The sequence below is a fragment of the Ruegeria sp. BK1 genome (genome assembly GCF_056535645.1).
In genome coordinates, this window is sequence record NZ_JBQFIS010000001.1 from 3,001,619 (window position 1) to 3,024,561 (window position 22,943).

At 58.5% G+C, this 22,943-nt stretch carries 24 protein-coding genes; 15 read left to right on the forward strand and 9 right to left on the reverse strand.

All coding sequences use genetic code 11. The features are described 5' to 3' along the window. Nucleotides 1-9: 9 nt before the first annotated feature. Nucleotides 10-450 carry a MarR family winged helix-turn-helix transcriptional regulator gene (locus tag ACR3E7_RS14910; protein WP_480504177.1) on the forward strand — a complete coding sequence of 147 codons (441 nt, stop codon included), beginning with the start codon at nucleotides 10-12 and terminating at the stop codon, nucleotides 448-450. Between the two features lie 2 nt (nucleotides 451-452). On the opposite strand, the gene ubiG is transcribed toward ACR3E7_RS14910, so the two are convergent. Then, nucleotides 453-1,199, reverse strand: coding sequence for a bifunctional 2-polyprenyl-6-hydroxyphenol methylase/3-demethylubiquinol 3-O-methyltransferase UbiG (gene ubiG, locus ACR3E7_RS14915; protein ID WP_480504175.1), 747 nt, complete (start codon nucleotides 1,197-1,199; stop codon nucleotides 453-455). Nucleotides 1,200-1,247: 48 nt separating this feature from the next. Here ubiG and pip point away from each other — a divergent pair, with 48 nt between their 5' ends. From pip to infB, 6 genes are all read left to right on the forward strand, one after another. Continuing rightward, nucleotides 1,248-2,225, forward strand: a complete 978-nt coding sequence (gene pip / locus ACR3E7_RS14920; RefSeq protein WP_480504173.1) for a prolyl aminopeptidase — start codon at nucleotides 1,248-1,250, stop codon at nucleotides 2,223-2,225. Next, on the forward strand, nucleotides 2,222-3,040 hold the full coding sequence (locus tag ACR3E7_RS14925; protein WP_170790080.1) for an ABC transporter substrate-binding protein: 819 nt from the start codon (nucleotides 2,222-2,224) through the stop codon (nucleotides 3,038-3,040). Before pip ends, ACR3E7_RS14925 begins: the two co-directional genes overlap by 4 nt. Before the next feature lie 158 nt (nucleotides 3,041-3,198). Continuing rightward, nucleotides 3,199-3,789 (forward strand): ribosome maturation factor RimP, encoded by a 591-nt coding sequence (gene rimP, locus ACR3E7_RS14930; protein WP_170770957.1) that lies wholly within the window; start codon nucleotides 3,199-3,201, stop codon nucleotides 3,787-3,789. Beyond that, on the forward strand, nucleotides 3,789-5,399 hold the full coding sequence (gene nusA, locus ACR3E7_RS14935) for a transcription termination factor NusA (RefSeq protein WP_480504171.1): 1,611 nt from the start codon (nucleotides 3,789-3,791) through the stop codon (nucleotides 5,397-5,399). The genes rimP and nusA overlap by 1 nt, the downstream gene beginning before the upstream one ends. A 24-nt stretch (nucleotides 5,400-5,423) precedes the next feature. Further along, a complete protein-coding gene (locus ACR3E7_RS14940; protein ID WP_170790079.1) occupies nucleotides 5,424-6,047 on the forward strand; it encodes an RNA-binding protein in 624 nt (207 codons plus the stop codon). A gap of 8 nt (nucleotides 6,048-6,055) precedes the next feature. Further along, entirely contained in the window at nucleotides 6,056-8,530 is a 2,475-nt protein-coding gene (infB, locus tag ACR3E7_RS14945) for a translation initiation factor IF-2 (RefSeq protein ID WP_480504169.1), read from the forward strand. Between the two features lie 426 nt (nucleotides 8,531-8,956). On the opposite strand, the gene ACR3E7_RS14950 is transcribed toward infB, so the two are convergent. Beyond that, nucleotides 8,957-9,241 (reverse strand): winged helix-turn-helix transcriptional regulator, encoded by a 285-nt coding sequence (locus tag ACR3E7_RS14950; RefSeq protein ID WP_237215888.1) that lies wholly within the window; start codon nucleotides 9,239-9,241, stop codon nucleotides 8,957-8,959. Nucleotides 9,242-9,454: 213 nt separating this feature from the next. Here ACR3E7_RS14950 and ACR3E7_RS14955 point away from each other — a divergent pair, with 213 nt between their 5' ends. The 5 genes from ACR3E7_RS14955 to ACR3E7_RS14975 all read left to right on the forward strand — a co-directional run bounded on the left by ACR3E7_RS14955 (nucleotide 9,455) and on the right by ACR3E7_RS14975 (nucleotide 13,521). Beyond that, nucleotides 9,455-10,063, forward strand: a complete 609-nt coding sequence (locus tag ACR3E7_RS14955) for an NAD(P)H-dependent oxidoreductase (RefSeq protein WP_480504167.1) — start codon at nucleotides 9,455-9,457, stop codon at nucleotides 10,061-10,063. After that, nucleotides 10,050-10,769, forward strand: coding sequence for a glutathione S-transferase family protein (locus ACR3E7_RS14960; protein ID WP_480504165.1), 720 nt, complete (start codon nucleotides 10,050-10,052; stop codon nucleotides 10,767-10,769). The genes ACR3E7_RS14955 and ACR3E7_RS14960 overlap by 14 nt, the downstream gene beginning before the upstream one ends. Before the next feature lie 63 nt (nucleotides 10,770-10,832). Further along, on the forward strand, nucleotides 10,833-11,426 hold the full coding sequence (locus ACR3E7_RS14965; RefSeq protein WP_480504163.1) for a DsbA family oxidoreductase: 594 nt from the start codon (nucleotides 10,833-10,835) through the stop codon (nucleotides 11,424-11,426). A gap of 199 nt (nucleotides 11,427-11,625) precedes the next feature. Beyond that, complete coding sequence (locus ACR3E7_RS14970; RefSeq protein ID WP_480504161.1) at nucleotides 11,626-12,816, forward strand: low temperature requirement protein A; 1,191 nt, start codon at nucleotides 11,626-11,628, stop codon at nucleotides 12,814-12,816. Between the two features lie 198 nt (nucleotides 12,817-13,014). Next, nucleotides 13,015-13,521, forward strand: a complete 507-nt coding sequence (locus ACR3E7_RS14975) for a potassium channel family protein (RefSeq protein ID WP_480719458.1) — start codon at nucleotides 13,015-13,017, stop codon at nucleotides 13,519-13,521. Here ACR3E7_RS14975 and ACR3E7_RS14980 read toward each other — a convergent pair. Beyond that, complete coding sequence (locus tag ACR3E7_RS14980) at nucleotides 13,513-14,103, reverse strand: TetR/AcrR family transcriptional regulator (protein ID WP_170790073.1); 591 nt, start codon at nucleotides 14,101-14,103, stop codon at nucleotides 13,513-13,515. The genes ACR3E7_RS14975 and ACR3E7_RS14980 overlap by 9 nt on opposite strands. Nucleotides 14,104-14,195: 92 nt before the next feature. Between ACR3E7_RS14980 and ACR3E7_RS14985 the strand changes: the two genes are divergently transcribed. Further along, nucleotides 14,196-15,344 (forward strand): aromatic ring-hydroxylating oxygenase subunit alpha, encoded by a 1,149-nt coding sequence (locus ACR3E7_RS14985; protein WP_480504159.1) that lies wholly within the window; start codon nucleotides 14,196-14,198, stop codon nucleotides 15,342-15,344. A 150-nt stretch (nucleotides 15,345-15,494) separates the two neighbouring features. On the opposite strand, the gene ACR3E7_RS14990 is transcribed toward ACR3E7_RS14985, so the two are convergent. The 5 genes from ACR3E7_RS14990 to ACR3E7_RS15010 form a co-directional block, all read right to left on the reverse strand. Beyond that, complete coding sequence (locus ACR3E7_RS14990; RefSeq protein ID WP_480504157.1) at nucleotides 15,495-16,322, reverse strand: alpha/beta hydrolase; 828 nt, start codon at nucleotides 16,320-16,322, stop codon at nucleotides 15,495-15,497. Between the two features lie 3 nt (nucleotides 16,323-16,325). Beyond that, nucleotides 16,326-17,207, reverse strand: a complete 882-nt coding sequence (locus ACR3E7_RS14995; protein WP_480504155.1) for a tryptophan 2,3-dioxygenase — start codon at nucleotides 17,205-17,207, stop codon at nucleotides 16,326-16,328. 63 nt (nucleotides 17,208-17,270) lie between these two features. Then, nucleotides 17,271-18,299: an L-threonine 3-dehydrogenase gene (gene tdh, locus ACR3E7_RS15000; protein ID WP_480504269.1), complete on the reverse strand. Its 1,029-nt coding sequence runs from the start codon at nucleotides 18,297-18,299 to the stop codon at nucleotides 17,271-17,273. Between the two features lie 19 nt (nucleotides 18,300-18,318). Then, entirely contained in the window at nucleotides 18,319-19,269 is a 951-nt protein-coding gene (locus ACR3E7_RS15005) for a PLP-dependent cysteine synthase family protein (RefSeq protein ID WP_480504153.1), read from the reverse strand. Then, nucleotides 19,266-20,453: a glycine C-acetyltransferase gene (locus ACR3E7_RS15010; protein ID WP_480504151.1), complete on the reverse strand. Its 1,188-nt coding sequence runs from the start codon at nucleotides 20,451-20,453 to the stop codon at nucleotides 19,266-19,268. The genes ACR3E7_RS15005 and ACR3E7_RS15010 overlap by 4 nt, the downstream gene beginning before the upstream one ends. A 194-nt stretch (nucleotides 20,454-20,647) precedes the next feature. Between ACR3E7_RS15010 and ACR3E7_RS15015 the strand changes: the two genes are divergently transcribed. Continuing rightward, on the forward strand, nucleotides 20,648-20,965 hold the full coding sequence (locus tag ACR3E7_RS15015; protein ID WP_480504149.1) for a hypothetical protein: 318 nt from the start codon (nucleotides 20,648-20,650) through the stop codon (nucleotides 20,963-20,965). A 47-nt stretch (nucleotides 20,966-21,012) separates the two neighbouring features. Here ACR3E7_RS15015 and ACR3E7_RS15020 read toward each other — a convergent pair whose 3' ends face one another. Further along, the gene (locus ACR3E7_RS15020) at nucleotides 21,013-21,582 is read right to left on the reverse strand and encodes a helix-turn-helix domain-containing protein (protein ID WP_480504147.1); all 570 of its coding nucleotides are present in this window, start codon (nucleotides 21,580-21,582) and stop codon (nucleotides 21,013-21,015) included. Nucleotides 21,583-21,700: 118 nt separating this feature from the next. Here ACR3E7_RS15020 and ACR3E7_RS15025 point away from each other — a divergent pair, with 118 nt between their 5' ends. Further along, nucleotides 21,701-22,876, forward strand: coding sequence for an acetyl-CoA C-acyltransferase family protein (locus tag ACR3E7_RS15025; RefSeq protein WP_480504145.1), 1,176 nt, complete (start codon nucleotides 21,701-21,703; stop codon nucleotides 22,874-22,876). Nucleotides 22,877-22,943: the final 67 nt, after the last annotated feature.

Sequence of the window (22,943 nt, forward strand, 5' to 3'; positions counted from 1 at the left end):
GATCGGACCATGGCAGACGACACCAATGCCCTTGCGGTCACGCTGTTCAGCGAGATCCTGACCGCAGACCAACTATTGCGCAACCGGCTCAGCCGGGTGCTGCCCAAGGGCATGGAGATCTCGCATTTCTCGGTGCTGAACCATCTGGTGTTCGTGGGCGATGAGCGCAGCCCGGCGCAACTGGCCAGCACGTTCCACGTCACTCGCGGGGCGATGACCAACACATTGGCCAAGCTGGAATGGGCCGGATACATCCACATCCGCCCCGACTGGGACGACGCCCGCCGCAAGATGGTTGCCATCAGTCCCGCCGGTCGTCGCGCGCGCGATCAGGCGATTTCGTCGATTGCCCCGCTGATCAACCGCGTGGTCGGAGAGCTGGGGTTGGAGCGCGTCCGCAGCACGCTGCCCGTACTGCGGGATTTGCGGTTGCAGTTGGAGGGGGAGTAGCCTCAGGTAGGCTTCACACTCGCCGTCACATAATTCACGCTCAGATCGCGGTCCGAGATCGACCAGTTCCACAGGATTGGGTTGAAGACGAAGCCCTTGCGGTCAACCGGCTCCAGCCCGGCTTGGCGCAGCAGGTCGAACAGCTCATCGGGGGTGATGAACTTGTTCCATTCATGCGTGCCGCGGGGCAGCCAGCGCATGACGACCTCGGCCCCGAAAATGGCCATGGCATAGGATTTCGGGTTGCGGTTGATGGTCGAACACACCTGTAGCCCGCCGGGTTTCAGCAATTGCTGCGTGGCGGTGAGATAACCCAGAGGGTCGGCCACGTGTTCGACCACCTCCATATTCAGCACCACGTCGAATTGCTCGCCCGCGGCGGCCATGTCCTCGGCGGTGGTGTGGCGATAGTCGATCTCAAGCCCCGATTGTTCGGCATGGATGCGGGCGACGGGCAGGTTGCGTTCAGCAGCGTCGGCGCCCACGACCGTCGCGCCCAGACGCGCCATCGGTTCGCTCAGCAGCCCGCCACCGCAGCCGATATCCAGCAGGCGCAGGCCCTCAAACGGTTTTTCGGCCTTCAGATCACGGTCAAATTCACCCGCAATCTGCTGTGTGATATAGTCCAGACGGCACGGATTGAGCATGTGCAGAGGTTTGAATTTCCCATGCGGGTCCCACCATTCTGCAGCCATTGCCTCGAATTTTGCGATCTCGGACGGGTCAACCGTGTTCGGATGCGCTTGCATTCCTGTCTCCGTGTGCTCTTTTACGTTTAAAGACTATATAGGGCCCTAATGGATAAGTACCCGGACCAAAAGCGCGCAGTTCAATATCTGTACCCGCCGATCGACCCGTTCGATCAGCGCATGGTCGATGTGGGCGATGGGCACCGTATTTATTTGGAGCAATGCGGCAATCCCGAGGGGCTGCCGGTCGTGATCTTGCATGGCGGCCCCGGTGGCGGGTGTAGCCCGGCGATGCGGCGCTATTTCGATCCGCGTGTGTTCCGGGTGATTCTGTTTGATCAACGCGGGTGTGGTCGGTCGCGGCCCCATGCGTCAGTTGTGGATAATACGACGTGGGATCTGGTGGATGACATCGAACGCCTGCGGACTCTGCTGGATATCGACGACTGGACGGTGTTTGGCGGCAGCTGGGGGGCGACCTTGGCGTTGATCTATGCACAGGCGCATCCAGACCGCGTCAATCGGCTGGTGCTGCGCGGCGTATTTCTGGCCACTCAGGCCGAGCTGGATTGGTTCTATGGCGGCGGCGCGGGCAAGTTCTGGCCCGAGCAATGGGCGAAATTCACCGCTTTGCTGACCGAGGATGAGCTGTCGGATACCATAGGCGCCTATCACAAACGACTGTTCTCGGGCGATCGGGCGACGGAAATACTGTATGCGCGGGCCTGGTCGGCGTGGGAGAACGCGCTAGCTTCGATCCACTCGCACGGGTCCACGGGGGAAAGCCCCGGAGAATACGCGCGTGCCTTTGCGCGGCTTGAGAATCATTACTTCACCCATGGCGCGTTTCTTGAGAAGGACGGTCAGATTTTGGATCAGGTGGATCGGATCGCCCATATCCCCTGCCATATCGTGCAGGGGCGCTATGACATGATCTGCCCGCCGCAGGCCGCGTGGTCTTTGGCCGAACGTTGGCCCAATGCTGAGCTGAAGATGGTGCGACAAGCAGGCCATGCCCTGTCCGAACCCGGCATCAGCGCCGAGTTGGTGCGCATCATGGACCGCGTGGCGGAGGGCATCGCATGACCCGGATGGACCGTCGTGCCTTATTTGCCTCGGGTGCCGCGGCGGCTTTGCTGGCGGCCACGGGGGCCTCGCTGGCGGATACGCCCAAAAAGGGCGGAACGCTGCGGCTGGCCGTGCCACGTGATGACAGTTTGGAGCAGATTGCGCGTGGGGCTGTCTTTGACACTCTGACCGAGATCGCGCCCGATGGCACCTTGCGCGGCGAATTGGCGACCGGGTGGCACACGAATGCGGATGCGCGGGTCTGGAGCTTTGATCTGCGGGCTAATGTGACCTTCCATGACGGCGCGGCGCTGGATGTTGCAGATGTGGTGTCGGTGCTGCAACTGGTCGGGCGGGCTGAGGCGCTGTCGGCAGATTCACTGCGACTGGAACTGACCGAGGCCAATCCCGGCCTGCCGTTCCTGCTGGCCGATACCCGGTTCGTCATCACACGCGATGGGCAGGGCGTGACGCCTTTGTGCACCGCCAATGGCACCGGGTGCTACCGGGTGGAACGGGCCGAGGACGGGCGGAATTTTCTGGGCCGCCGGGTGGCGGAACACTACAAGGACGGACAGGCCGGTTGGGCCGACGCGCTTGAGGTTATCGTGATCCCTGACGCCCGCGTCCGGGCTGAGGCGTTGCGCGACGGGTACGTGGATGTCGCGGCGCTGCCAGATCGTGATGGGCTGATGGATCAGCGCGGCCTGCGCTATCACCCCAGCCAAGATGACATGGCGCTGGCCGTGGCCGGACAGGTGGGTATGCCACGCCAGATCGGGGGCCGCGCGCTGGACGACGGGCGCATCGCCGAACGGTGGTGGCTGGCCTGACCTGATCACGTTTCACGCCGGGGGTTGCAGACTCGGGAAAGCCTGCGTATATGCAGTTGCAACAGCGGCGCGTTGGACTTCTGGTTCAAGGCTCCACCGGAAAATACGACGGGCCGCGCGCCCGTTTTTTTGTGCCCGATTGAAGGGTAGAGATCTGAATGACAAACGACCTAATTGCCAAAGCTGCCATCGACCGGCGACTGGCCGAGATCATCACCCCCGTGATCGAGGATCTGGGGTATGAGCTTGTGCGCATCCGCCTGATGAGCGGCAAGACCACCACGTTGCAGATCATGGCTGACAAGCCCGATGGTGGCATCGAAGTGGATGACTGCGCTGAGATTTCCAACGCCGTCAGCGCCACGTTGGATGTCGAGGATCCGATTTTGGACGCCTATACGCTAGAGGTGTCCAGCCCCGGTATCGACCGCCCTCTGACCCGTCTCAAGGATTTTGAGAATTTCGAAGGGTATGAAGCGAAGATTGAAACCGCGGAACTGATCGACGGCCGCCGTCGCTTTAAGGGTGAGCTGGCCGGGATCGAAGGGGATGAAGTTCTGATCAACATCCCCGAGGGAGATGAGACGATCACCATCGGTCTGCAATTCGACTGGCTGAGCGATGCCAAGCTGGTTTTGACCGATGACCTGATCAAGGAAATGCTGCGCCAGCGCAAAGACGCTGGATCCTTAAACGAAAACGCTTTCGACGAGATTGAGACCGAAGGGTCCGAAGAGGAGACGAACTGATGGCAATCACCTCAGCCAACCAGCTGGAGCTGCTGCAGACCGCCGAGGCCGTGGCCCGCGAAAAGATGATCGACCCCGGTCTGGTTGTCGAAGCGATGGAAGAATCGCTCGCCCGTGCCGCCAAGAGCCGCTACGGCGCCGAGATGGACATCCGTGTCAGCATCGACCGCAAGACAGGTAAGGCGACCTTTACCCGCGTCCGCACCGTGGTTGAGGATGAAGAGCTGGAAAATTATCAGGCCGAGTTCACCGTCGAACAAGCCAAGCAGTACATGGAAAACCCCGAGGTCGGTGACGTCTTCGTCGAAGAAGTGCCGCCGGTTGAAATGGGCCGGATCGCGGCGCAATCGGCCAAGCAGGTGATCCTGCAGAAGGTCCGCGAAGCGGAACGTGATCGCCAGTACGAAGAGTTCAAGGATCGCGCAGGCACCATCATCAACGGTGCGGTCAAGCGCGAAGAATTTGGCAATGTCATCGTCGATCTGGGCGGTGCCGAGGCCGTTCTGCGCCGCAATGACAAGATCGGCCGCGAAAGCTATCGCCCGAATGATCGCGTGCGCGCCTACATCAAGGAAGTGCGCCGCGAGGTTCGTGGCCACCAGATCTTCCTGTCGCGCACCGCACCGGAATTCATGGCCGAGCTGTTCAAGATGGAGGTGCCGGAGATTTATGACGGCATCATCGAGGTTAAGGCCGTGGCCCGCGACCCCGGTTCGCGCGCCAAGATCGCCGTGATCTCTTATGACGGCTCGATCGACCCTGTCGGTGCCTGCGTTGGTATGCGCGGCAGCCGTGTGCAGGCGGTTGTGAACGAGCTGCAGGGTGAAAAGATCGACATCATCCCGTGGAACGAAGATCAGCCGACCTTCCTTGTGAACGCCCTGCAGCCCGCGGAAGTCTCCAAGGTGGTTCTGGATGAAGAAGCTGGCAAGATCGAAGTTGTCGTACCCGAAGAACAGCTGTCGCTGGCAATCGGCCGTCGCGGTCAGAACGTGCGTCTGGCCAGCCAACTGACCAACCTGGACATCGACATCATGACCGAGGCCGAAGAATCGGCACGTCGTCAGAAGGAATTCGAAGCCCGAACCCAGCTGTTCATGGAGACGCTGGATCTGGACGAGTTCTTTGCCCAACTGCTGGTGTCCGAAGGCTTCACCAACCTCGAAGAGGTGGCCTATGTCGAGCTGGACGAGCTTCTGGTCATCGACGGCGTTGACGAAGGCACCGCTCAGGAATTGCAGACCCGGGCCCGTGAATTCCTGGAAGCACAGGCCAAGGCGGCTCTGGACGCAGCCCGTGCGTTGGGCGTCGAGGACAGCCTTATTGAATTCGAAGGCCTCACACCCCAGATGGTAGAGGCGCTGGCCAAGGATGACGTGAAGACTCTGGAAGACTTCGCCACCTGCGCCGACTGGGAACTGGCCGGTGGCTGGACCACGGTCGACGGCGAGCGCATCAAGGATGATGGTGTTCTGGAACCTTTCGGCGTGACGCTGGAAGAGGCACAGGACTTGGTCATGACGGCACGCATCATGCTGGGCTGGGTTGACCCGGCCGAGCTGGAGCAGGCGGACGAAGACGGCGAAGCAAAAGAGGAGGCCGAGGCCTGATCTCAGGGCCTCGGGGTGGCGTTAATGGGTCGCGGTGGCGTCCACAAGGATCGGTCGGACGGACCCGAACGCAAGTGCATCGCCACGGGCGAGGTTCAGCCCAAATACGGGCTGATCCGCTTTGTAATGGGTCCGGAGGGTCAGGTCTTTCCCGATGTTGCGGCAAAACTGCCGGGGCGCGGGGTCTATGTGGCGGCGGATCGCGCCGCGCTGGATAAGGCCGTTGGCAAAAAGCTGTTCTCGCGCGGGTTCAAGACGCAGGCGACTGCGCAAACGGACCTGGCGGATGAGGTTGAAAAGCAAGTCGCGCGACGGGTGATCGAGCTGATCAGCTTGGCGCGCAAGTCCGGTGACGCGGTCGCCGGGTATGAAAAGGTCAAGACGTGGCTGGACCGGGAAGAGGCTCAGGTACTGATTCAGGCCAGCGATGGATCGGGGCGCGGCAAGTCGAAACTCAGCACGCCGCACTTCGGAAAATACATCGGATGGCTGACTGCGGATGAATTAGGGGCGGCATTTGGGCGCCAAACCGTGATTCATGCGGCGCTGGCCTCTGGCGGACTCGCCAAACGTGTTGTAGAGGAAGCGCAGCGCCTGCGTGGCTTGCGCGAAACGGATGACGGCGGCAAGGGCCGCACGGAAGGGTAAGAAGCTTTATGAGCGATAGTGACGGCAAAAAGACATTGGGTCTTCGTGGCGGGGCACGCCCCGGAAATGTGAAACAGAGTTTCAGCCACGGACGCACCAAGAATGTCGTGGTGGAAACCAAACGCAAACGCGTGGTGGTCCCCAAGCCGGGTGCCGGAAAGCCGAGCGGCGGTGCAACGCCTTCGGGTGATCCGTCGCGCCGTCCTGCCGGGATTTCCGACGCCGAAATGGCCCGCCGGATGAAGGCGCTGCAGGCCGCCAAAGCGCGCGAGGTCGAAGAGGCCGCCGCCCGTGAGGCTGCTGAAAAGGCGCGTGAAGAAGAACGCGCCCGTCGCCGCGCGGAACAGGAAGCCAAGGAACGCGAACAGCGTGAGGCTGAAGAAAAGGCACGTGCCAAGGCCGAGGAAGAAGAGCGCAAGCGTCAGGAGGCAGAAGAAGCCGCCAAACGCGCCGCCGCTGCCCCCGCGCCCGAAGAGCCCAAAGCTGCGCGCAGCCCAGCCAGCAAGCCCGCACCTGCGGCTGCTCCGCGCAAGCAGGATCGCGAGCGTGAACAGCGCGGTCGTGGCAAGGGCCGTGATGACAACCGCCGCTCGGGTAAACTGACTCTGGGTCAGGCCACCGGTGGCGAAGGCAACCGCCAACGCTCGATGGCTGCGATGAAGCGCAAGCAGGAACGTGCGCGCCAGAAAGCCATGGGTGGTTCGGTTGAACGCGAAAAGGTGATCCGCGACGTTCAGCTGCCCGAGGCGATCATGGTTTCGGAACTGGCCAACCGTATGGCCGAGCGTGTCGCTGATGTTGTCAAATCGCTGATGCAGATGGGCATGATGGTCACGCAAAACCAGACCATCGACGCCGATACCGCGGAACTGATCATCGAAGAGTTTGGCCACAAGGTCACTCGTGTCTCCGATTCGGATGTGGAAGACGTCATCAAAGAGGTCGAGGACAAGGACGAGGACCTGCAGCCGCGTCCGCCGGTCATCACCATCATGGGTCACGTTGACCACGGTAAAACCTCGCTGCTGGATGCGATCCGCGACGCGCGCGTTGTGGCCGGTGAAGCCGGGGGCATCACCCAGCATATCGGCGCCTATCAGGTGAAAACCGATAGCGGCACCACGCTGACCTTCCTGGATACTCCGGGCCACGCGGCCTTTACCTCGATGCGCTCGCGCGGGGCTCAGGTCACGGATATCGTGGTTCTGGTGGTTGCCGCCGACGACGCGGTGATGCCGCAGACCATCGAGGCGATCAACCACGCTAAAGCGGCCGAAGTGCCGATGATCGTGGCGATCAACAAGGTCGACAAGCCGGATGCAAATCCGGACAAGGTGCGCACCGATCTGCTTCAGCATGAAGTGATCGTCGAGAAAATGTCAGGTGAGGTTCAGGACGTCGAAGTCTCCGCCATCACCGGTCAGGGTCTGGACGAATTGCTGGAAGCCATCGCGCTGCAGGCTGAGATTCTGGAGCTGAAAGCCAACCCCGACCGCGCCGCCCAAGGTGCTGTGATCGAGGCGCAGCTAGATGTGGGTCGTGGCCCCGTGGCCACCGTTCTGGTTCAGAACGGTACGCTGCGTCAGGGCGATATCTTTGTTGTGGGTGAGCAATACGGTAAGGTCCGTGCGCTGATCAACGACAAGGGCGACCGCGTCAAAGAGGCAGGCCCCTCGGTTCCGGTTGAGGTTCTGGGTCTCAACGGCACGCCCGAAGCCGGTGACGTTCTGAACGTGACCGAGACCGAAGCGCAAGCCCGCGAGATTGCTGCTTATCGTGAGCAAGCCGCCAAGGACAAACGCGCCGCCGCCGGTGCCGCGACCACCCTTGAGCAACTGATGCAGAAGGCCAAGGAAGACGAAAATGTCACCGAGCTGCCGATTCTGATGAAGGCGGACGTACAAGGTTCGGCCGAAGCCATCGTTCAGGCGATGGAGAAGATCGGCAACGAAGAAGTGCGCGTGCGCGTTCTGCATTCGGGTGTCGGTGCAATCACCGAGACGGATGTCGGTCTGGCCGAAGCCTCCGGCGCACCGATCTTTGGCTTCAACGTCCGTGCGAACGCCTCGGCGCGGAACACTGCGAACCAGAAGGGTGTGGAAATCCGCTATTACTCGGTGATCTATGACCTCGTGGATGACGTGAAAGCAGCTGCTTCGGGCCTGCTGAGTGCCGAGATCCGCGAGAAGTTCATCGGTTACGCCGAGATCCGCGAAGTCTTCAAGGTCACCGGCGTCGGCAAGGTTGCTGGTTGTCTGGTTACAGAAGGTGTCGCACGTCGTTCCGCAGGTGTCCGCTTGCTGCGCGACAACGTGGTGATCCACGAAGGCACGCTGAAAACGCTGAAGCGATTCAAGGACGAAGTGACCGAGGTTCAGTCGGGTCAGGAATGCGGTATGGCGTTCGAAAATTACGACGACATCCGCGCAGGCGACGTGATCGAGATCTTCGAGCGCGAAGAGGTCACGCGGACGCTGGACTGATCCGATTGCTACAGAAGAAATTGGCAAAAGCGGTCCCATTGGGCCGCTTTTTTTGCTTTTGTTAAGCTCCAACGACTGAACTGCGGGACAAAGCGGAAATCGCAATGCGTATCGACTGGCCTTTGCGGCCACTTACTTGGCAAAGCCGCTGCCGCGGCGCGGCCGTAAAAGCAGCCGTTTGCTGTAGATGCCAGAACCTAATTCAACAAAACTCTCGGCCTGCGGGACAGGTGTTACGTCACCGTTCTGTTCAAATGGCGCTGAGCGGTCGGCAGAAATTTGTTCGCACTACATTCTTCGGGAAAACAAACCCTTGGGAGACTGTTTCAAGTAATCTTGTCACTTCATCCGCAGATTGGTGAAAACCTCGTTTGGTATATGGTCGGAAAAAGCTCTAGCTTTCTGATCATTAAACACAGACCAAAGTCATCGCTTTAAGCCGTTAGGCAGCTTCTCGCTCCACTTTCGCAATTCGTCGAGAAACCCAAGTGCCGTGCGGCCAAGGTCAGTGATAGAATACTGCACGGAAACCGGCGCGGTATCCATCACGTGTCGGCTCACCAGCCCCTGATCCTCTAGCTGGCGCAGCCGCTCGGCAATCATCTTTTTGCTGGCCCCGCCCAGCAACCGAGCAAGATCGTTGAAACGCACCGGACGATCCTTCAGGTGCCATAGGATGGACCCGGTCCATTTGCCCCCGATGATCCGCATGCCCTGCTCAATTGCGCATGGCTCCTGGCAGGCCTCTGTCACAATTTTGCGCCCTTTTACATCTTCGTCTACCCGCGCCCGCATCGCTATCCATTTCCTTATGCACAAGGTTACAAAAAGTATACTAGTTGATTTTCTTCACCTCAATACTCAAATGCTCTCAACCCCCTCATTCGTCAAGGGGTTCATACAGTGCACATATAGGATATGGACATGAGCAAAATCCTGATCGTGAACGGCACTCAGCCGTATGAGTTCGCCCCCGGACAATTGAACGCTAGCCTGGTCGAACGCGCAGGCAACACGTTGGCCGCAATGGGCCACGAAGTACGTATGACCACCGTTGCGGATGGCTATGACGCAAATTCAGAGGTTGAGGCGCATGTTTGGGCCGATACGGTCATCATGCAGTTCCCGGTAAACTGGATGGGCGTCCCATGGATCTTCAAGAAATATATGGATGAGGTCTACACAGCCGGGATGGATGGCCGCCTATGCGATGGTGACGGTCGCACCACCAACGCACCAAAGGCCAATTACGGCATGGGTGGGTCACTGCACGGCAAGACATACATGCTTTCGGTGACATTTAATGCGCCGAAGGAAGCATTCGACAACCCCACCGAGCCGTTCTTTGCCGGGGCAAGCGTTGACGATCTGCTGCGCCCCATGCATCTGAACGCCAAGTTCTTTGGTATGCAGGCCCTGCCGACATTCGCTGCCTTCGATGTTATGAAGAACCCCGAAATCGAGGCTGATTTCGCTCGATTTGACGCGCATCTGAAAACCACTTTTTCCGAGGTCGAACATGTCCCAGCCTGATATTCACCTTTATACTGCAGGCACGATGAACGGCTACAAACCGGTCATTTTTTTGGAGGAGGCAGGTGTTCCCTACGACCTGACTCATATCAATTTTTCCAAACAGGAACAAAAGGCGCCGGACTATCTGGCGCTGAACCCAAATGGAAAGATCCCGACAATCGAGGATCGTTCGGAAGGCCGCGCGATCTTCGAATCCGGTGCGATCCTGTGGCATCTGGCTGAGAAATACGGAAAATTCCTGCCGTCGGACCCGGTCAAGCGGTCCGAGGTTATGCAGTGGATGCTGTTTCAGGTCGGCCACGTGGGACCAATGATGGGACAGGCAATGTATTTCCAGCATATCGCCGCCCCCAATGGCCATGAAGAGCCATTCTCGATCCGTCGCTACGTGGACGAAAGCCGCCGGTTGATGGAGGTGGTGAATACACGTCTGGAAGGGCGTGAATGGATCGCAGCGGACGAATACACAATTGCCGACATGATGCTGTACCCGTGGGCGCGTGCCTATGTCTGGGCCCGAGTGGATGTGTCGGACCTTCCGCATTTGAACGCCTGGTTCGACCGGATTGATGCCCGGCCCGCTGTGCAGCGAGCGCTGACCATCCCCAAGGCCAACCCACAGTTCTGGGATGCTGACGCAGATGCCAGCGCCTTTGCCAAGGAAAACGCAGCGCGTTTTTCCGGCGACGTGAAAGGAACCTAAGCCATGCCAGTTGCGCCCTCTATCCGTGTCGATGTCGTGTCAGACGTTGTTTGTCCATAGTGTGTGATTGGCTACCACCAGCTCGCCAAGGCCGCCCGCGACACAGGCGTCGAACTTGATATCCACTGGCACCCATTCGAGCTGAACCCTCAGATGACAGAAGGCGCAGAGAACCTGCGCGACCATCTGGTATCGAAATACGGGACCACGTTGGAAGGCTCGAACCAGGCGAGAGCCCGCCTGACCGAGATGGGCGCGGCACTGGGACTCACGTTCAATTACGCCGATGACATGCGGATGTATAATACCTTCCGCGCGCATCAATTGATTGACTGGGCAGCCGAGCAAGGCAAAGGCCGCGACATGAAGCAGGCCCTCTTTTCGGTGTTCTTTACACGTCGCGAAAACGTCTCTGATGTAAAGGTTCTGGCCGAAGTGGCTGCAGGCATCGGGCTGAACCGAGCGGATGCGTTGGACATGTTGCAAAGCCAAGATCGAGCCAATCTCGTGCGCCAGAAAGAGCAATTCTGGATCAGCCAAGGTGTTCGGGGCGTGCCCGCAATGGTGTTCGACCAACGTCACCTTGTGACCGGCGCACAGGGCGCGCAAAACTACGCCCGCATCTTGCTGGATCTACAAGACGACAGGGCCGCGTAAAACCCGTGAATACCGGGCGCTTCCAGCGCAAAAACCCACGATCGGACGGGTGTTGCCCGGCATGCCACCGCCGAGAAACCATAGCGGGGGTTGCATGACGTAAGTCTCCGCGACAACCTTCCTCTTGTAGAAAAAAACCTAGTCGGAGTGGCCGCATGTCGGCCACAATAGCCTTTCAATCTTGAAGAGTTCCCAATTTATGGCACTGCATGACCACCCCATGTGGCGAAAGCCCCAACATCACCAGGACCTCGACCACGCACATGATCATGTCCACTGGGCCGAGCTGTTCTACGACCTGATCCATGTCGTGACGATCTTTCTGCTGGGCAACTACTTGTCACATCATCTCGATCTGCATGGGTTTCTTGTCTTTGCTGGGGTCTTCATCACGCTCTGGTACGCGTGGGGCGAACTCAGCATATTCAACTCGATCTACGTCAGCACCGACTTCTGGCACCGGCTGATTATGGCCGTGATGATCTGCACGGTGATGTTTATGGCAGCGGCGATCCCGGCTATTGAAGGAAAGGGTTGGGTTTTCTTCGCGTTAGGATTTGCAGCGAACCGGGCCATGATCGCGGCGCTGTACTATCGCGCTCGGCGGGCCAATTCATCAGGCGAGTCAATGTCCTCGGCGCAAATCCGCAATTTCTCGGTCTTTGCGGTGATCTTTGCGATTACAGCCTTTTTGCCCACATCTCTTGCTTACTGGGTGTTTGCCGCCGCAATGGTGGCTACACAGGCAATGTACATGATCCCCGGTGTAACAGTCCTGCGTTTCGAGAGGTTTGTCCCGCGCCTTGGTCATATGGCTGAGCGGTTTGCTCTGTTGACGTTGATCATATTGGGGGAAGGGTTCTTCAAACTGGTCGTTACCCTGTCCGAAAAAGGAATTTACAAGGTATCGCCGGACGTATTGGTCAACTTCGTCATCGGCGGCGTCTCGATGTTCGTGATGTGTTGGGTCTATTTCGACTTTGTCGGCAATGCCAAACCAAAGGACAAAAAGGTATCGACGTTGGTCATCTGGTGGCTTGCGCACCTGATCTTGATGCTTTGCGGCGTCATGGTCGGCGTGGCTCTTGCTGCCGAGGTGAAAGTCGGATTTTGGGAACCATACCCAACAGAATATGCTGCCATTGGCTGTTTCGGACTTGCCGGTTACATCGCCATGCTGTGGGTGCTGCAAAACGTCATAGAACATCGTTTGGCAACGGATTTCGGGCGATGGGATGTGCGTGTATTCGGGATAGTGCTGGCAATCATCTGTTTCTTTATCGTCCCACATGTCCCCTCCTTGGTTGGCAATCTGATCTGGGGGACAGCTTTGCTATCGCAAATCGCGATCCCCCTCACGCGCGCCTGGGCGCAGTTTCGACATGAGTGAGGCAGTCACAAGTTCGGGCTATCTAAGAAGGAAAGTATATTGGTGACTCGAGCGCCCGGACCGGGCGGCCATCGGTCCCCGGTTGCTTGAGATAGCACTGATTGCCCTAATCACGCTGAATGTGGCCGCCGTTATCCTAGAGACGGTCGATTCCATATACACCAGCTGGGGCCTGGCGCATTCTTTGCAGGTTTCTTCATCCTGATGGTGATGCTGATCTTTGCGGCCAGCGGTGCTTGGCTGGCAGAGCACGAGGCGCAACCGGAGGCATTCGGCTCTATCCCAGCGGCGATGCGGTGGGCGATGGCAGCGCTGACGACCGTTGGTTATGGCGACGTGACGCCCGTGACAGTTGCCGGTAAGGTCTTCGGCGCTGAGATCACCGTGATTGGCATCGGCATGGCTGCGTTGCCTGCAGGGATCATTGCCAGCGGCCTGAACGACCAGTTGCACCGCCGACGGGCCAGCCTGGAACGTGAATTTCGAAAGGCCTTGGAAGACGGCGACATCTGCGAGGCCGATGAGAAAGAAATTGATGCAGTTCGCAAGCAATTGGGTCTCTCGCGCCGCGCTGCAGATCATATCCGAAACCGAGTACATGCCGGAACCATGTCACAGGTTGATCACTGTCCCACCTGCGGTCAGCCAACGAAGCAAAGTGACAAGCCCCGAACGTTCACTTCCGTTCGGCACGCGTCAGTTTGACCGCCCGAACAAGCTGTCTACCGTGTCTGAGATTTGTTTTGAAAACCGAGCCGTCAATTCACCGGCCTGCGTTTTGCCGTACATCCCACCAATCGCATTCATTGAAATGGCAAAATACTGCACTGCTCCGATCAATTGAAATACCCGGGCGCGCAGTTCGGTTTCACTTGCTTCTTGCCCGACCGGGGTATGGCTGGCGATCTCAATCAAACTGTCCAGATAGACCTTCATCGGCCAAACTTTGGCATTCGCCTGAACGTCTAGTAACGCTCGAACAGTCAGCCGCGCGTCGTCGGGCAGCGACAAGTTGGACGCCAGAAATCGATCAAAATAGGTCTTTAGGTGCATCACTGGATCGGGCTGTTTCGCCGCTTCGATTTCAGCAAATTGCCTGTTGGCGAGACCGGATAGAACCTCGGAATACAGCTTTTGCTTCGTTCCGAAGAAATGCAACAAGGCCTGTTTTGACACACCTGCTTCGCCGGCCAAAGCGGCAAGGCTTGCGCCATGATAGCCGTGGGTTGCAAACTGTTTTGTGGCGACCGTCAAATAGCCTGCCCTAGGATCGTTTTGCCTGTTCATGGAACGCTCTCCTTCTGTGACGCTACGTATCAGAGGAATTCTTGCCTACCAAGTGGTAAGTAGATTACCGAACGGTAAGTGGAGGCATAGTGATGGACAGACAAACAGAAATCGAGCTGATAAAAGAGATCATCGGACTGGCCGATCAGAAATCGGCTTTCCTGGATGATGCGATCGCGCATTCCCCGATTTCACGCTACTCCAGCCCGGAACGATTCGAGCGTGAGCGGGCTATGATCTTCACGCGGCGCCCTGTTATCGTCGCGCAAAGCTCGGAGCTTGAAGTGCCTCGTGCTTTTCTGACCAAACGGTTTTTAGACTTGCCTGTTTTGCTGACACGCGACGAAAATGGGAATGTTCGTGCTTTCCTTAACGTTTGCCGTCACCGCGGCGCGAAATTGGAACGCGAGGCAAAGGGCTGCAAGCGAGTCTTTACTTGCCCCTACCACGCCTGGAGCTGGACCAACGAAGGGGAATTGCGTGCGGTGCCGCAAGAAGCGCAGGGTTTTCCCGACCTTCCACGCGCTGAGCGCGGCCTGCGTCGATTGCCCTGCGCCGAGAAAAATGGGTTCATTTGGATCGTTGCAGACCCAGATATCGCTGAGATGCCGGATATTGATGGCTGGCTTGCGGGGATCGGTGCGGAGCTGGATTGGATCGGGCTGGATCAGCACCGTATCGCCGCGATCGAAGAGATTGACATTAAGGCAAACTGGAAGTTGTTGATGGAAGGTGGAATGGAAGCTTATCACTTCCGGGTCGCCCACAAGAACACGATAGGTCCCTATTTCCCCGACAATCTGCTGACCTACCAGATGTTCGGTCCGCATATGCGCGCAATTCTGCCTCGGATTTCAATGCCAGATATGCGCGATACGCCCGAAGACAAGTGGGAAATACGACGGGATGCCAATATGGTGTATACCTTGATGTCAAACTCTCAGCTTTTAGTGCAACAGGACCACGTTATGTGGTTCCATTTCGAACCCATTGCCCATGACTTGACCCATGTCCGAATGGCAACGCTGGTTCCACGTGCCTTGCCAGATACGGAGGAGATGCAAGCACATTGGGACAAGAACCAAAAAATCACAGTGACAGCATTGATGGAGGATTTCGAATTGGGCGAAGAAATCCAATCCGGCTTTGCCTCGCGCGGCAACCCAAGCCATCTATTCGGACGTTTCGAAGGCGCGCTACACCGATTTAACGCAAGCGTCGAAGAAATGCTTGCAGGCTAAAAACCTTTGACCTTCTTGTTAGCGGCCTGGAAACTTACAGCTACACGGGCTTTGTGCAGTCGTTCGCTGCGGAATGGCGCAGTTTTGTCAATTGAAGGTACGCTAAGGGCTCGAACCGGACGCTACTGGCGTCGCAGAAAATGCCCTTGCCTATTTCGTCGCCGCCCAAAACGTCCCCGGATGCATGATGATATCGAAATGCTGCAAGCCCTTTTGCAGATCGAAATTGACCGAATGCCCACCCTTGCGCAGCAGTTCAGCATAGTCCCGGCTTTGGCGAATGAATTCGGGTGTGTCTCGTTCGCCGACGGTTACTCGATAGCGCGGGCCGGGTGCTGGGAGGTGCAGGATGGGGGACAGGTCGTGCACTTCGACAGGGGTTAGTTGCAGAGGATCGTTGACGGGCGTCAGGCTGATCGGCTCCAGATCGTACACCCCGCTGATCAGGATCACATCGCGCACGCGCAGCCCCGCGCGGGCCAGTGCGTCGGCTGAGGTGGCCATGACCATCGCTGCCAGATGCGCCCCGGCGCTGTGACCAGACAGAGTGATGCGCGCAGGGTCAAACCCCAGATTACCGGCGTTTGCGGCCAGCCATAGCAGGGCGGTGCGGCATTCTTCGATCATGTCGCCGATCCGCGCATCGGGGGCCAGAGTGTAGTTGAGGGTGGCAAAGGATTGCTCGGCCTCGATCATCGCCGGGGCTACCATAGCGGACTCGCGCTGGCTTAGCGCCTGCCAATAGCCGCCGTGGATGAACACATGCAACGGTGCGCCTGTGCCTTTTGCTGGGAAGAAATCCAGCACCTCCGTGGGGCTATCACCGTACGCGAGGTTCTCATGACAGTCCAATTGCGCCCGGTGCTGCGCGCTGAGCGCGGCCCAGCTTTCAACATAAGGCGTTAGGTCGCCGCCAATCATCGAGCGGGGGGAATATTCCTGATCCAGTTCGGCCTGTGTGAAACCTCGGTACAGCATGGGCTACTCCTGATCCGCATACATCAATTCGGTGCGTACATCGTAGAGATCACGAAAGAACCGCAAATCCAAGGCTTTGCGCAGGAATGAAACGCCGCTGGAACCTCCGGTACCCGGTTGGTTGCCGATTACGCGCTCGACCGCGGTGACGTGGTCAAAGCGCCAGCGCTGGAACAGGGATTCAACGTCCATCAGTTTTTCGGCCAGCGCATAGAGGTCCCAATACTGCGCGGTGTTGCGGAAGACCTGTACCCACAGTTTCACAACGCGCGGATCGCCTGAATAGGGCTGCGCATAGTCTCGGTCCAGCAGGTCCTGGGGCACATCAAATCCCTGCCGGGCCAGCATAAACAGAACCTCATCATAGAGGGATGGTTTGGTCAGCGCGGCGGTCAGCATCTCCATCACTTCGGGGTCATGGGCGTGCACTTTCAGGGTCGCGGCGTCCTTGTTGCCCAGAATGAACTCGATCTGACGGTAGCCATGGCTTTGGAATCCCGATGAGCTGCCAAGGGCCTGCCGGAAGGTCATGTAATCGACTGGGGTCATGGTCAGTAGGGTTTCCCACGCGGCGATCAACTGCCGCTGGATTGCCTTCACCCGGTCCAGATTCTTCATTGCCGGGCCGAATTCGTCCTGTTGCAGAAAGTGGCGCACCTCGACCAGTTGGTGGTGCATCAATTTCAGCCACAGTTCGCTGACCTGATGGATGATGATGAACAGCATCTCATCGGGTTGGGCCGGGTCCTGAAAGGTCTTTTGCAAGTTCAGAAGCGTCTTGAGCTGAAGGAAGTCGCCATAGCTCTTGCGGTGGGTCTGGGTGAAATCGGTTACAAGGGATGGTTCGATCCCACGTTCCAGATATCTGTCGGTCTTGTCGCTCATGACGCCCCCTTGATGCGGTATTTCGCACCTGTCTAAGGCGCCATTTTGCAACTATCCAGTGTGTCAGGTCCAGTCTAGCACCACCTTGCCCGATTGGCCGGACTTCATCGCGGCGAAGCCGTCGGCAAAGTCGTCGACTTTCATCTGGTGCGTGATCACTCGGCTGACATCCAGACCGTTCTGCAGCATGGCGATCATCTTGTACCAGGTTTCAAACATCTCACGGCCATAGACGCCTTTGATGGTGATCGCTTTGAACACGATGCGCGACCAATCGACGGGCGATTTGCCGGGCGGAATCCCCAGCAGGGCGATCTTGCCGCCCATCACCAGTGCCTCGACCATCTGGTCCAGCGCGGCTTGCGAGCCCGACATTTCCAGCCCCACATCGAACCCCTGCGTCATACCAAGATCCGCGATAACATCTTGCAGGTCTTCATTCGAGACATCGACGCTGCGCACGGTTGGCACCACATGTTCGGCCAGTTTCAGGCGGTCGGGGTTGATATCGGTGATGACCACATGGCGCGCACCGGCATGGCGGGCCACGGCTGCCGCCATTATGCCGATGGGGCCAGCGCCGGTGATCAGAACATCCTCGCCCAGCAGATCAAAGCTGAGCGCGGTGTGAACGGCATTGCCCAGCGGATCGAGGATTGCCCCGATCTCATCCGGGATATCGTCGGGCAGCGGCACCACGTTAAAGGCGGGCAGTTTCAGGTATTGGGCAAAGGCACCCTGTTCGTTCACGCCAATTCCGCGCGTGCCAGGGTCCAGATGGAACTTGCCCGCGCGACTTTGGCGACTGTCATTGGTGATAAGATGCCCCTCGCCCGAGCATCTTTGACCGACTGCCAGACCGGTCACGTTGCGCCCCAATTCCACGATCTCACCGGCGAATTCATGGCCAGTGATCATCGGAACCGGCACCGTGGCCGAGGCCCATTCATCCCAGTTCCAGATATGAATGTCGGTGCCGCAGATGCCAGTCTTGTTGATGCGGATCAGAACTTCATCCGGGCCGATCTCAGGCACCGGGGCCTGTACCATCCACAGACCTTCCTTAGGTTTGGATTTCTCAAGCGCTTTCATGGTGTTGGGCCGCATTGGATTACTCCCACAAATCGGTCGACAGGTATTTCAACCCGCTGTCACACATCACAATCGCAACGCAGCCGCCCTTTTCTGGGCCACGCAGCAGCTGGATCGCGCCGGCAAGGTTGGCACCCGCCGAATAGCCAGCGAAAATGCCTTCGGTTCGGGCCAGCAACCGCGCCCCATCCCGCGCTGCGTCGCCTGACACGGACAGATGCCCGGCCAATGAGATGCCGTTCAGGTGAACCAGATCATCCATTGCGTATCCGCCGCCTTGGATTGGGTGATCGGGGTTTGTGATGGCTTCGCCAGCGATGGCCCGCGCGCCTTCGGGTTCCACGGCATAGCAGCGCACGCCATGCGGCGTCAGATAGGCGGCGGCCCCGGCCAGAGTACCGCCAGAGCCCGCAAAATCGCAACAGGCTGTGACGGTGCCGCCGGATTGCTCCCAGATTTCGGGTCCAGTGCCGGTTGCGTGGGATTTGGGATTGCCGGAATGTCCGAATTGATCGGCCCGGAAGGCGTTACGCTCGGCCGTGATGCGTTGCGCGGCCTCGTCCACCAGCGCCAAATCCGCGCCCGATACCTCGCCGGTTTTGCTGCCCTCGGCTTGCGGCACGATCACAACTTCTGCCCCAAGGGCGCGCATCATCCGCGCCCGTTCGACCGAGTTTCCGGCGCTCATCACCGCTACAAAAGGATGCCCCAGAATTCCGCAGACAATCGCCAGCCCGGTGCCCATATTGCCCGAGGTCAGCTCGACCACCGTCTGCCCCGGTGACAGGGTGCCATCCGCGCGGGCCAGTTCGATGATCGACCTTGCGGCGCGATCCTTTTTCGAGAACCCCGGCAACAGGTAATCCAGCTTGGCCAGAATGCGGCCCTCCAGACCTAGGTGCTGACAGACGCGCGACAGGTCAACAAGCGGTGTATTCCCAATCGCGTCGATGACAGAGGGCAGGATCACGAAATCACTCCTAGTTCTTTGCCGACCTTGCCAAACGCGGCCAAGGCGCGGTCCAACTCTTCGCGGGTCAGCGCCGCGTTCATTTGTGTTCTGATCCGAGCCTGTCCGCGCGGGACGACCGGGAAGAAAAAGCCCGAGACATATACGCCCTCGTCAAACAGCCTGTTGGCCATGTTCTGCGCCAGCGTCGCCTCGCCCAGCATCACCGGGATGATCGGGTGTTCGCCGGGCAGCAGGTCAAAGCCCAGTTTTTCCAGACCTTCCCGCCAGTATTTGGCGTTGCCGAACAGTTGGGCGCGCAGCATGTCGCCTTGTTCGACCAGACGGATCGCTTCAAGCCCGGCGGCGACGATCGAAGGCGGCAGCGAGTTCGAGAACAGATAGGGCCGCGCCCGCTGCCGCAGCAGGTCGATCACTGGCTGCGGCCCGGCGATATAACCGCCGATTGCCCCCCCAAGTGCCTTGCCCAAAGTTCCCGTCAGGATGTCCACATCGACGCCGAAATGATCCGGCGTGCCGGCACCGTTCGGCCCCATGAAGCCGGTGGCGTGGCAGTCATCGACCATGACGATTGCGTCATACATATCGGCCAGTTCACGGATTTTTGGCAAGTTGGCCAGATAGCCATCCATGGAAAACACGCCGTCGGTGGCGATCATGATATGCCGCGCCCCATCCGCGCGCGCCTGTTTCAGCCACGCCTCCAGATCGTTCATATCGTTGTTCATGTAGCGATAGCGCTTGGCCTTGCACAGCCGTACCCCGTCGATGATCGAAGCGTGGTTCAGACTATCCGAGATGATGGCGTCCTCAGGACCCAGTAGCGGCTCGAACAGCCCGCCATTCGCATCGAAACAAGCTGCAAACAAGATCGCATCATCCTTGTTCAGGAACTGCGCCAGCTTCTGTTCCAGCTCGCGGTGGATGTCTTGTGTACCGCAGATGAACCGGACCGAGGCCATGCCGAACCCTTTGGGGCCCATCGCACCAACGGCGGCGTCGATCAGCGCAGGGTGATCGGCAAGACCCAGATAGTTATTGGCGCACAAGTTTATGACCTGTTTGTCGCCCACCGTAATCTCACCGCCCTGAGGCGAGGTGATCATGCGTTCGCGTTTATACAAACCCTCGGATTCGATCTGCGAAAGCGTGTCCGTGATGTGTGATAGGAATGCATTTGCCATCTGGGCCTCCATAGCTCCCCGGTGTCTAGCATAGCGGATGTATTTCCGAAATAGAAGAATTGCAGTATTACGGAAAATTTTCTTACATTACGGATTAAGGGAAACTTTAAGTGATAACTTTTTGCTGAACTCAATGTGATCCACTTTTCTCCACGCCGCGTATTCTTTTGCATATCAACTGGGAGGGAAACGATATGATTAAGATTTCAACAGCCGCGGCGCTGGCTCTGATGTTTGGTGCAACAGCGGCTTTCGCGGGGCCTGGCAAAGGCAATACCGGTGGTGGTAACAGTGGGCTTGCTCAGTCCATGGCCGGGGCTGTTTCAGGTGGCGCGGCCACGCTCGGTCGGGACTTTGGAAGCAAAGGCAAAGGCACTGCTTCGGCGGTGAGCGGCGGCGGAAATGGAGGCTGGGGCAATATTGGAAGCAGCCTCAGCAGCATTACCGGTACAGACGGTCAGGTGTCCAACCGTGGAGGAACCCGCGGCGCAAACGACCTACCCGACGAGTAATAATTTATCAATCCGGACTGGCCGCCTGTTCAGGCGGCCGGTCGATCCTATAGACCAGTTTTCACAATTAGAAAAACGCGTGCCGATCCATTATGTGCAATGATCGAGTGCGCAACATCCGCTGCATACCGCCCTGTGTCGCCTTGATGCAGAACCTCAGTTGCGGTGCCTGATTCAATCTCGACCGATCCCATCAAAACAGTCAAATGTTCACGAGAGCCTTTTGCATGCGGTTGGCTGATCAGTTTTCCGTCCGGCTCGAACCAGATATCGTACACTTCGTGCCCACCGGCATCTTCTGGCGGGGAGAGGATGCCGATCCGACAGCCATACCCCATATTGTCGATACTGGGCACATCCGACTGTTTCAGTACTTCAATTGTGTCGCCCTGAACCTCTTCATCCAAAAGCCCGGCAAAGTCTACATTCAGCGCACGTGTCAGGTTCCACAATGTCGCAATGGTGGGGCTGCTTTCCCCGCGTTCGATCTGGCTGACCATGGAGCGGGACACGCCACTGAGGTTGGCGACGGCCTCAAGCGACAGGCCTTTGGCGCGGCGCGCTTCTTTCAGGCGGGCGGGCAGGCGTGTCAGGATATCGTCTGTATTTTCCGTCATTGCGGAATTTCATGCGTGTTTCGCAATAAGATGTCAATTCTGCTTGTGACGGTACGTCGTATAGGACAGCGCGGCTGCCGGACGTAATAGTGCTGCCAAACCCAAGAGGAGAAGAGACATGAAAGATATCGTCATTCTGGACGGTGCCCGGACCGCGATCGGCACGTTTGGCGGCGCACTGGCCTCGACCGCGCCTATTGATCTGGCGACCGTTGTGACTGAGGCCGCGATGGAGAAGTCGGGCGTCGAAGGTGGTCAGGTCGGCAATGTTGTGTTCGGCCATGTGATCAACACAGAACCCCGTGATATGTATCTGTCTCGGGCCGCTGCCAAACAGGCGGGAATTCCGGTCGAAACGCCTGCGATGAACGTGAACCGACTATGCGGTTCGGGTGCGCAGGCGATTGTGTCGGCAGTGCAGTCGCTGATGTTGGGTGATGCAGATTTTGCTGTGGCCGGTGGTGCCGAAAGCATGTCGCGCAGCCCCTATATCCTACAGCAGGCGCGCTGGGGTGCAAAAATGGGCGATATCAAGTCGCTGGACATGATGCTGGGTGCGCTGAATTGTCCGTTTGGCACTGGTCATATGGGTGTCACGGCTGAGAACGTCGCGGATGAGCACCAGGTCACGCGCGAGCAGATGGATGAGTTCGCCTTGACCAGCCAGACCCGTGCTGCTGCGGCGATTGAGGCTGGGTACTTCCAGAGCCAGATCACGCCGGTTCAGGTCAAAGTCAAGCGCGACATGGTCGATTTCGTGGTCGACGAGCATCCCAAGACGACCTCAATCGAGGCGCTGGCAGGTCTGCGCCCGGCGTTCAAGAAGGATGGTCGGGTGACGGCGGGCAATGCGTCGGGCATCAACGACGGTGCGGCGGCGATGGTTCTGGCCACGGCTGATGCGGCTGAAAAGGCGGGTCTGAAGCCCAAGGCGCGTATTCTAGGCTATGGCCACGCCGGTGTGCGCCCTGAGGTGATGGGTATTGGTCCGGTGCCTGCGGTACAGAACCTGTTGGCCCGAACGGGTCTGTCGATCGAAGATTTCGATGTGATCGAAAGCAACGAAGCCTTCGCCTCGCAGGCGCTGGCGGTGAACAAGGAACTGGGTCTGGACGCGACCAAGGTGAACCCGAACGGCGGCGCGATTGCGCTGGGCCACCCGGTGGGAGCAACCGGGGCGATCATCACGTTGAAAGCGCTGTATGAGTTGGAACGGATTGGCGGGTCCAAAGGTCTGGTAACCATGTGTATTGGCGGCGGTCAGGGTATCGCCATTGCCTTCGAACTGCTCTGATCTGAGACCGTGTCGGGGGGCTCTGTCTGCCCCCCTTCGCGCCTTTGGGCGCGAATCCCCCCGAGGA

Excerpts from the sequence above, each read along its gene's own strand:
- ACR3E7_RS14910 (WP_480504177.1), top strand. The coding sequence starts at position 10 with ATGGCAGACGACACCAATGCCCTTGCGGTCACGCTGTTCAGCGAGATC.
- ubiG (WP_480504175.1), bottom strand. The coding sequence starts at position 1,199 with ATGCAAGCGCATCCGAACACGGTTGACCCGTCCGAGATCGCAAAATTC.
- pip (WP_480504173.1), top strand. The coding sequence starts at position 1,248 with ATGGATAAGTACCCGGACCAAAAGCGCGCAGTTCAATATCTGTACCCG.
- ACR3E7_RS14925 (WP_170790080.1), top strand. The coding sequence starts at position 2,222 with ATGACCCGGATGGACCGTCGTGCCTTATTTGCCTCGGGTGCCGCGGCG.
- rimP (WP_170770957.1), top strand. The coding sequence starts at position 3,199 with ATGACAAACGACCTAATTGCCAAAGCTGCCATCGACCGGCGACTGGCC.
- nusA (WP_480504171.1), top strand. The coding sequence starts at position 3,789 with ATGGCAATCACCTCAGCCAACCAGCTGGAGCTGCTGCAGACCGCCGAG.
- ACR3E7_RS14940 (WP_170790079.1), top strand. The coding sequence starts at position 5,424 with ATGGGTCGCGGTGGCGTCCACAAGGATCGGTCGGACGGACCCGAACGC.
- infB (WP_480504169.1), top strand. The coding sequence starts at position 6,056 with ATGAGCGATAGTGACGGCAAAAAGACATTGGGTCTTCGTGGCGGGGCA.
- ACR3E7_RS14950 (WP_237215888.1), bottom strand. The coding sequence starts at position 9,241 with ATGCGGATCATCGGGGGCAAATGGACCGGGTCCATCCTATGGCACCTG.
- ACR3E7_RS14955 (WP_480504167.1), top strand. The coding sequence starts at position 9,455 with ATGAGCAAAATCCTGATCGTGAACGGCACTCAGCCGTATGAGTTCGCC.
- ACR3E7_RS14960 (WP_480504165.1), top strand. The coding sequence starts at position 10,050 with ATGTCCCAGCCTGATATTCACCTTTATACTGCAGGCACGATGAACGGC.
- ACR3E7_RS14970 (WP_480504161.1), top strand. The coding sequence starts at position 11,626 with ATGGCACTGCATGACCACCCCATGTGGCGAAAGCCCCAACATCACCAG.
- ACR3E7_RS14980 (WP_170790073.1), bottom strand. The coding sequence starts at position 14,103 with ATGAACAGGCAAAACGATCCTAGGGCAGGCTATTTGACGGTCGCCACA.
- ACR3E7_RS14985 (WP_480504159.1), top strand. The coding sequence starts at position 14,196 with ATGGACAGACAAACAGAAATCGAGCTGATAAAAGAGATCATCGGACTG.
- ACR3E7_RS14990 (WP_480504157.1), bottom strand. The coding sequence starts at position 16,322 with ATGCTGTACCGAGGTTTCACACAGGCCGAACTGGATCAGGAATATTCC.
- ACR3E7_RS14995 (WP_480504155.1), bottom strand. The coding sequence starts at position 17,207 with ATGAGCGACAAGACCGACAGATATCTGGAACGTGGGATCGAACCATCC.
- tdh (WP_480504269.1), bottom strand. The coding sequence starts at position 18,299 with ATGAAAGCGCTTGAGAAATCCAAACCTAAGGAAGGTCTGTGGATGGTA.
- ACR3E7_RS15010 (WP_480504151.1), bottom strand. The coding sequence starts at position 20,453 with ATGGCAAATGCATTCCTATCACACATCACGGACACGCTTTCGCAGATC.
- ACR3E7_RS15015 (WP_480504149.1), top strand. The coding sequence starts at position 20,648 with ATGATTAAGATTTCAACAGCCGCGGCGCTGGCTCTGATGTTTGGTGCA.
- ACR3E7_RS15020 (WP_480504147.1), bottom strand. The coding sequence starts at position 21,582 with ATGACGGAAAATACAGACGATATCCTGACACGCCTGCCCGCCCGCCTG.
- ACR3E7_RS15025 (WP_480504145.1), top strand. The coding sequence starts at position 21,701 with ATGAAAGATATCGTCATTCTGGACGGTGCCCGGACCGCGATCGGCACG.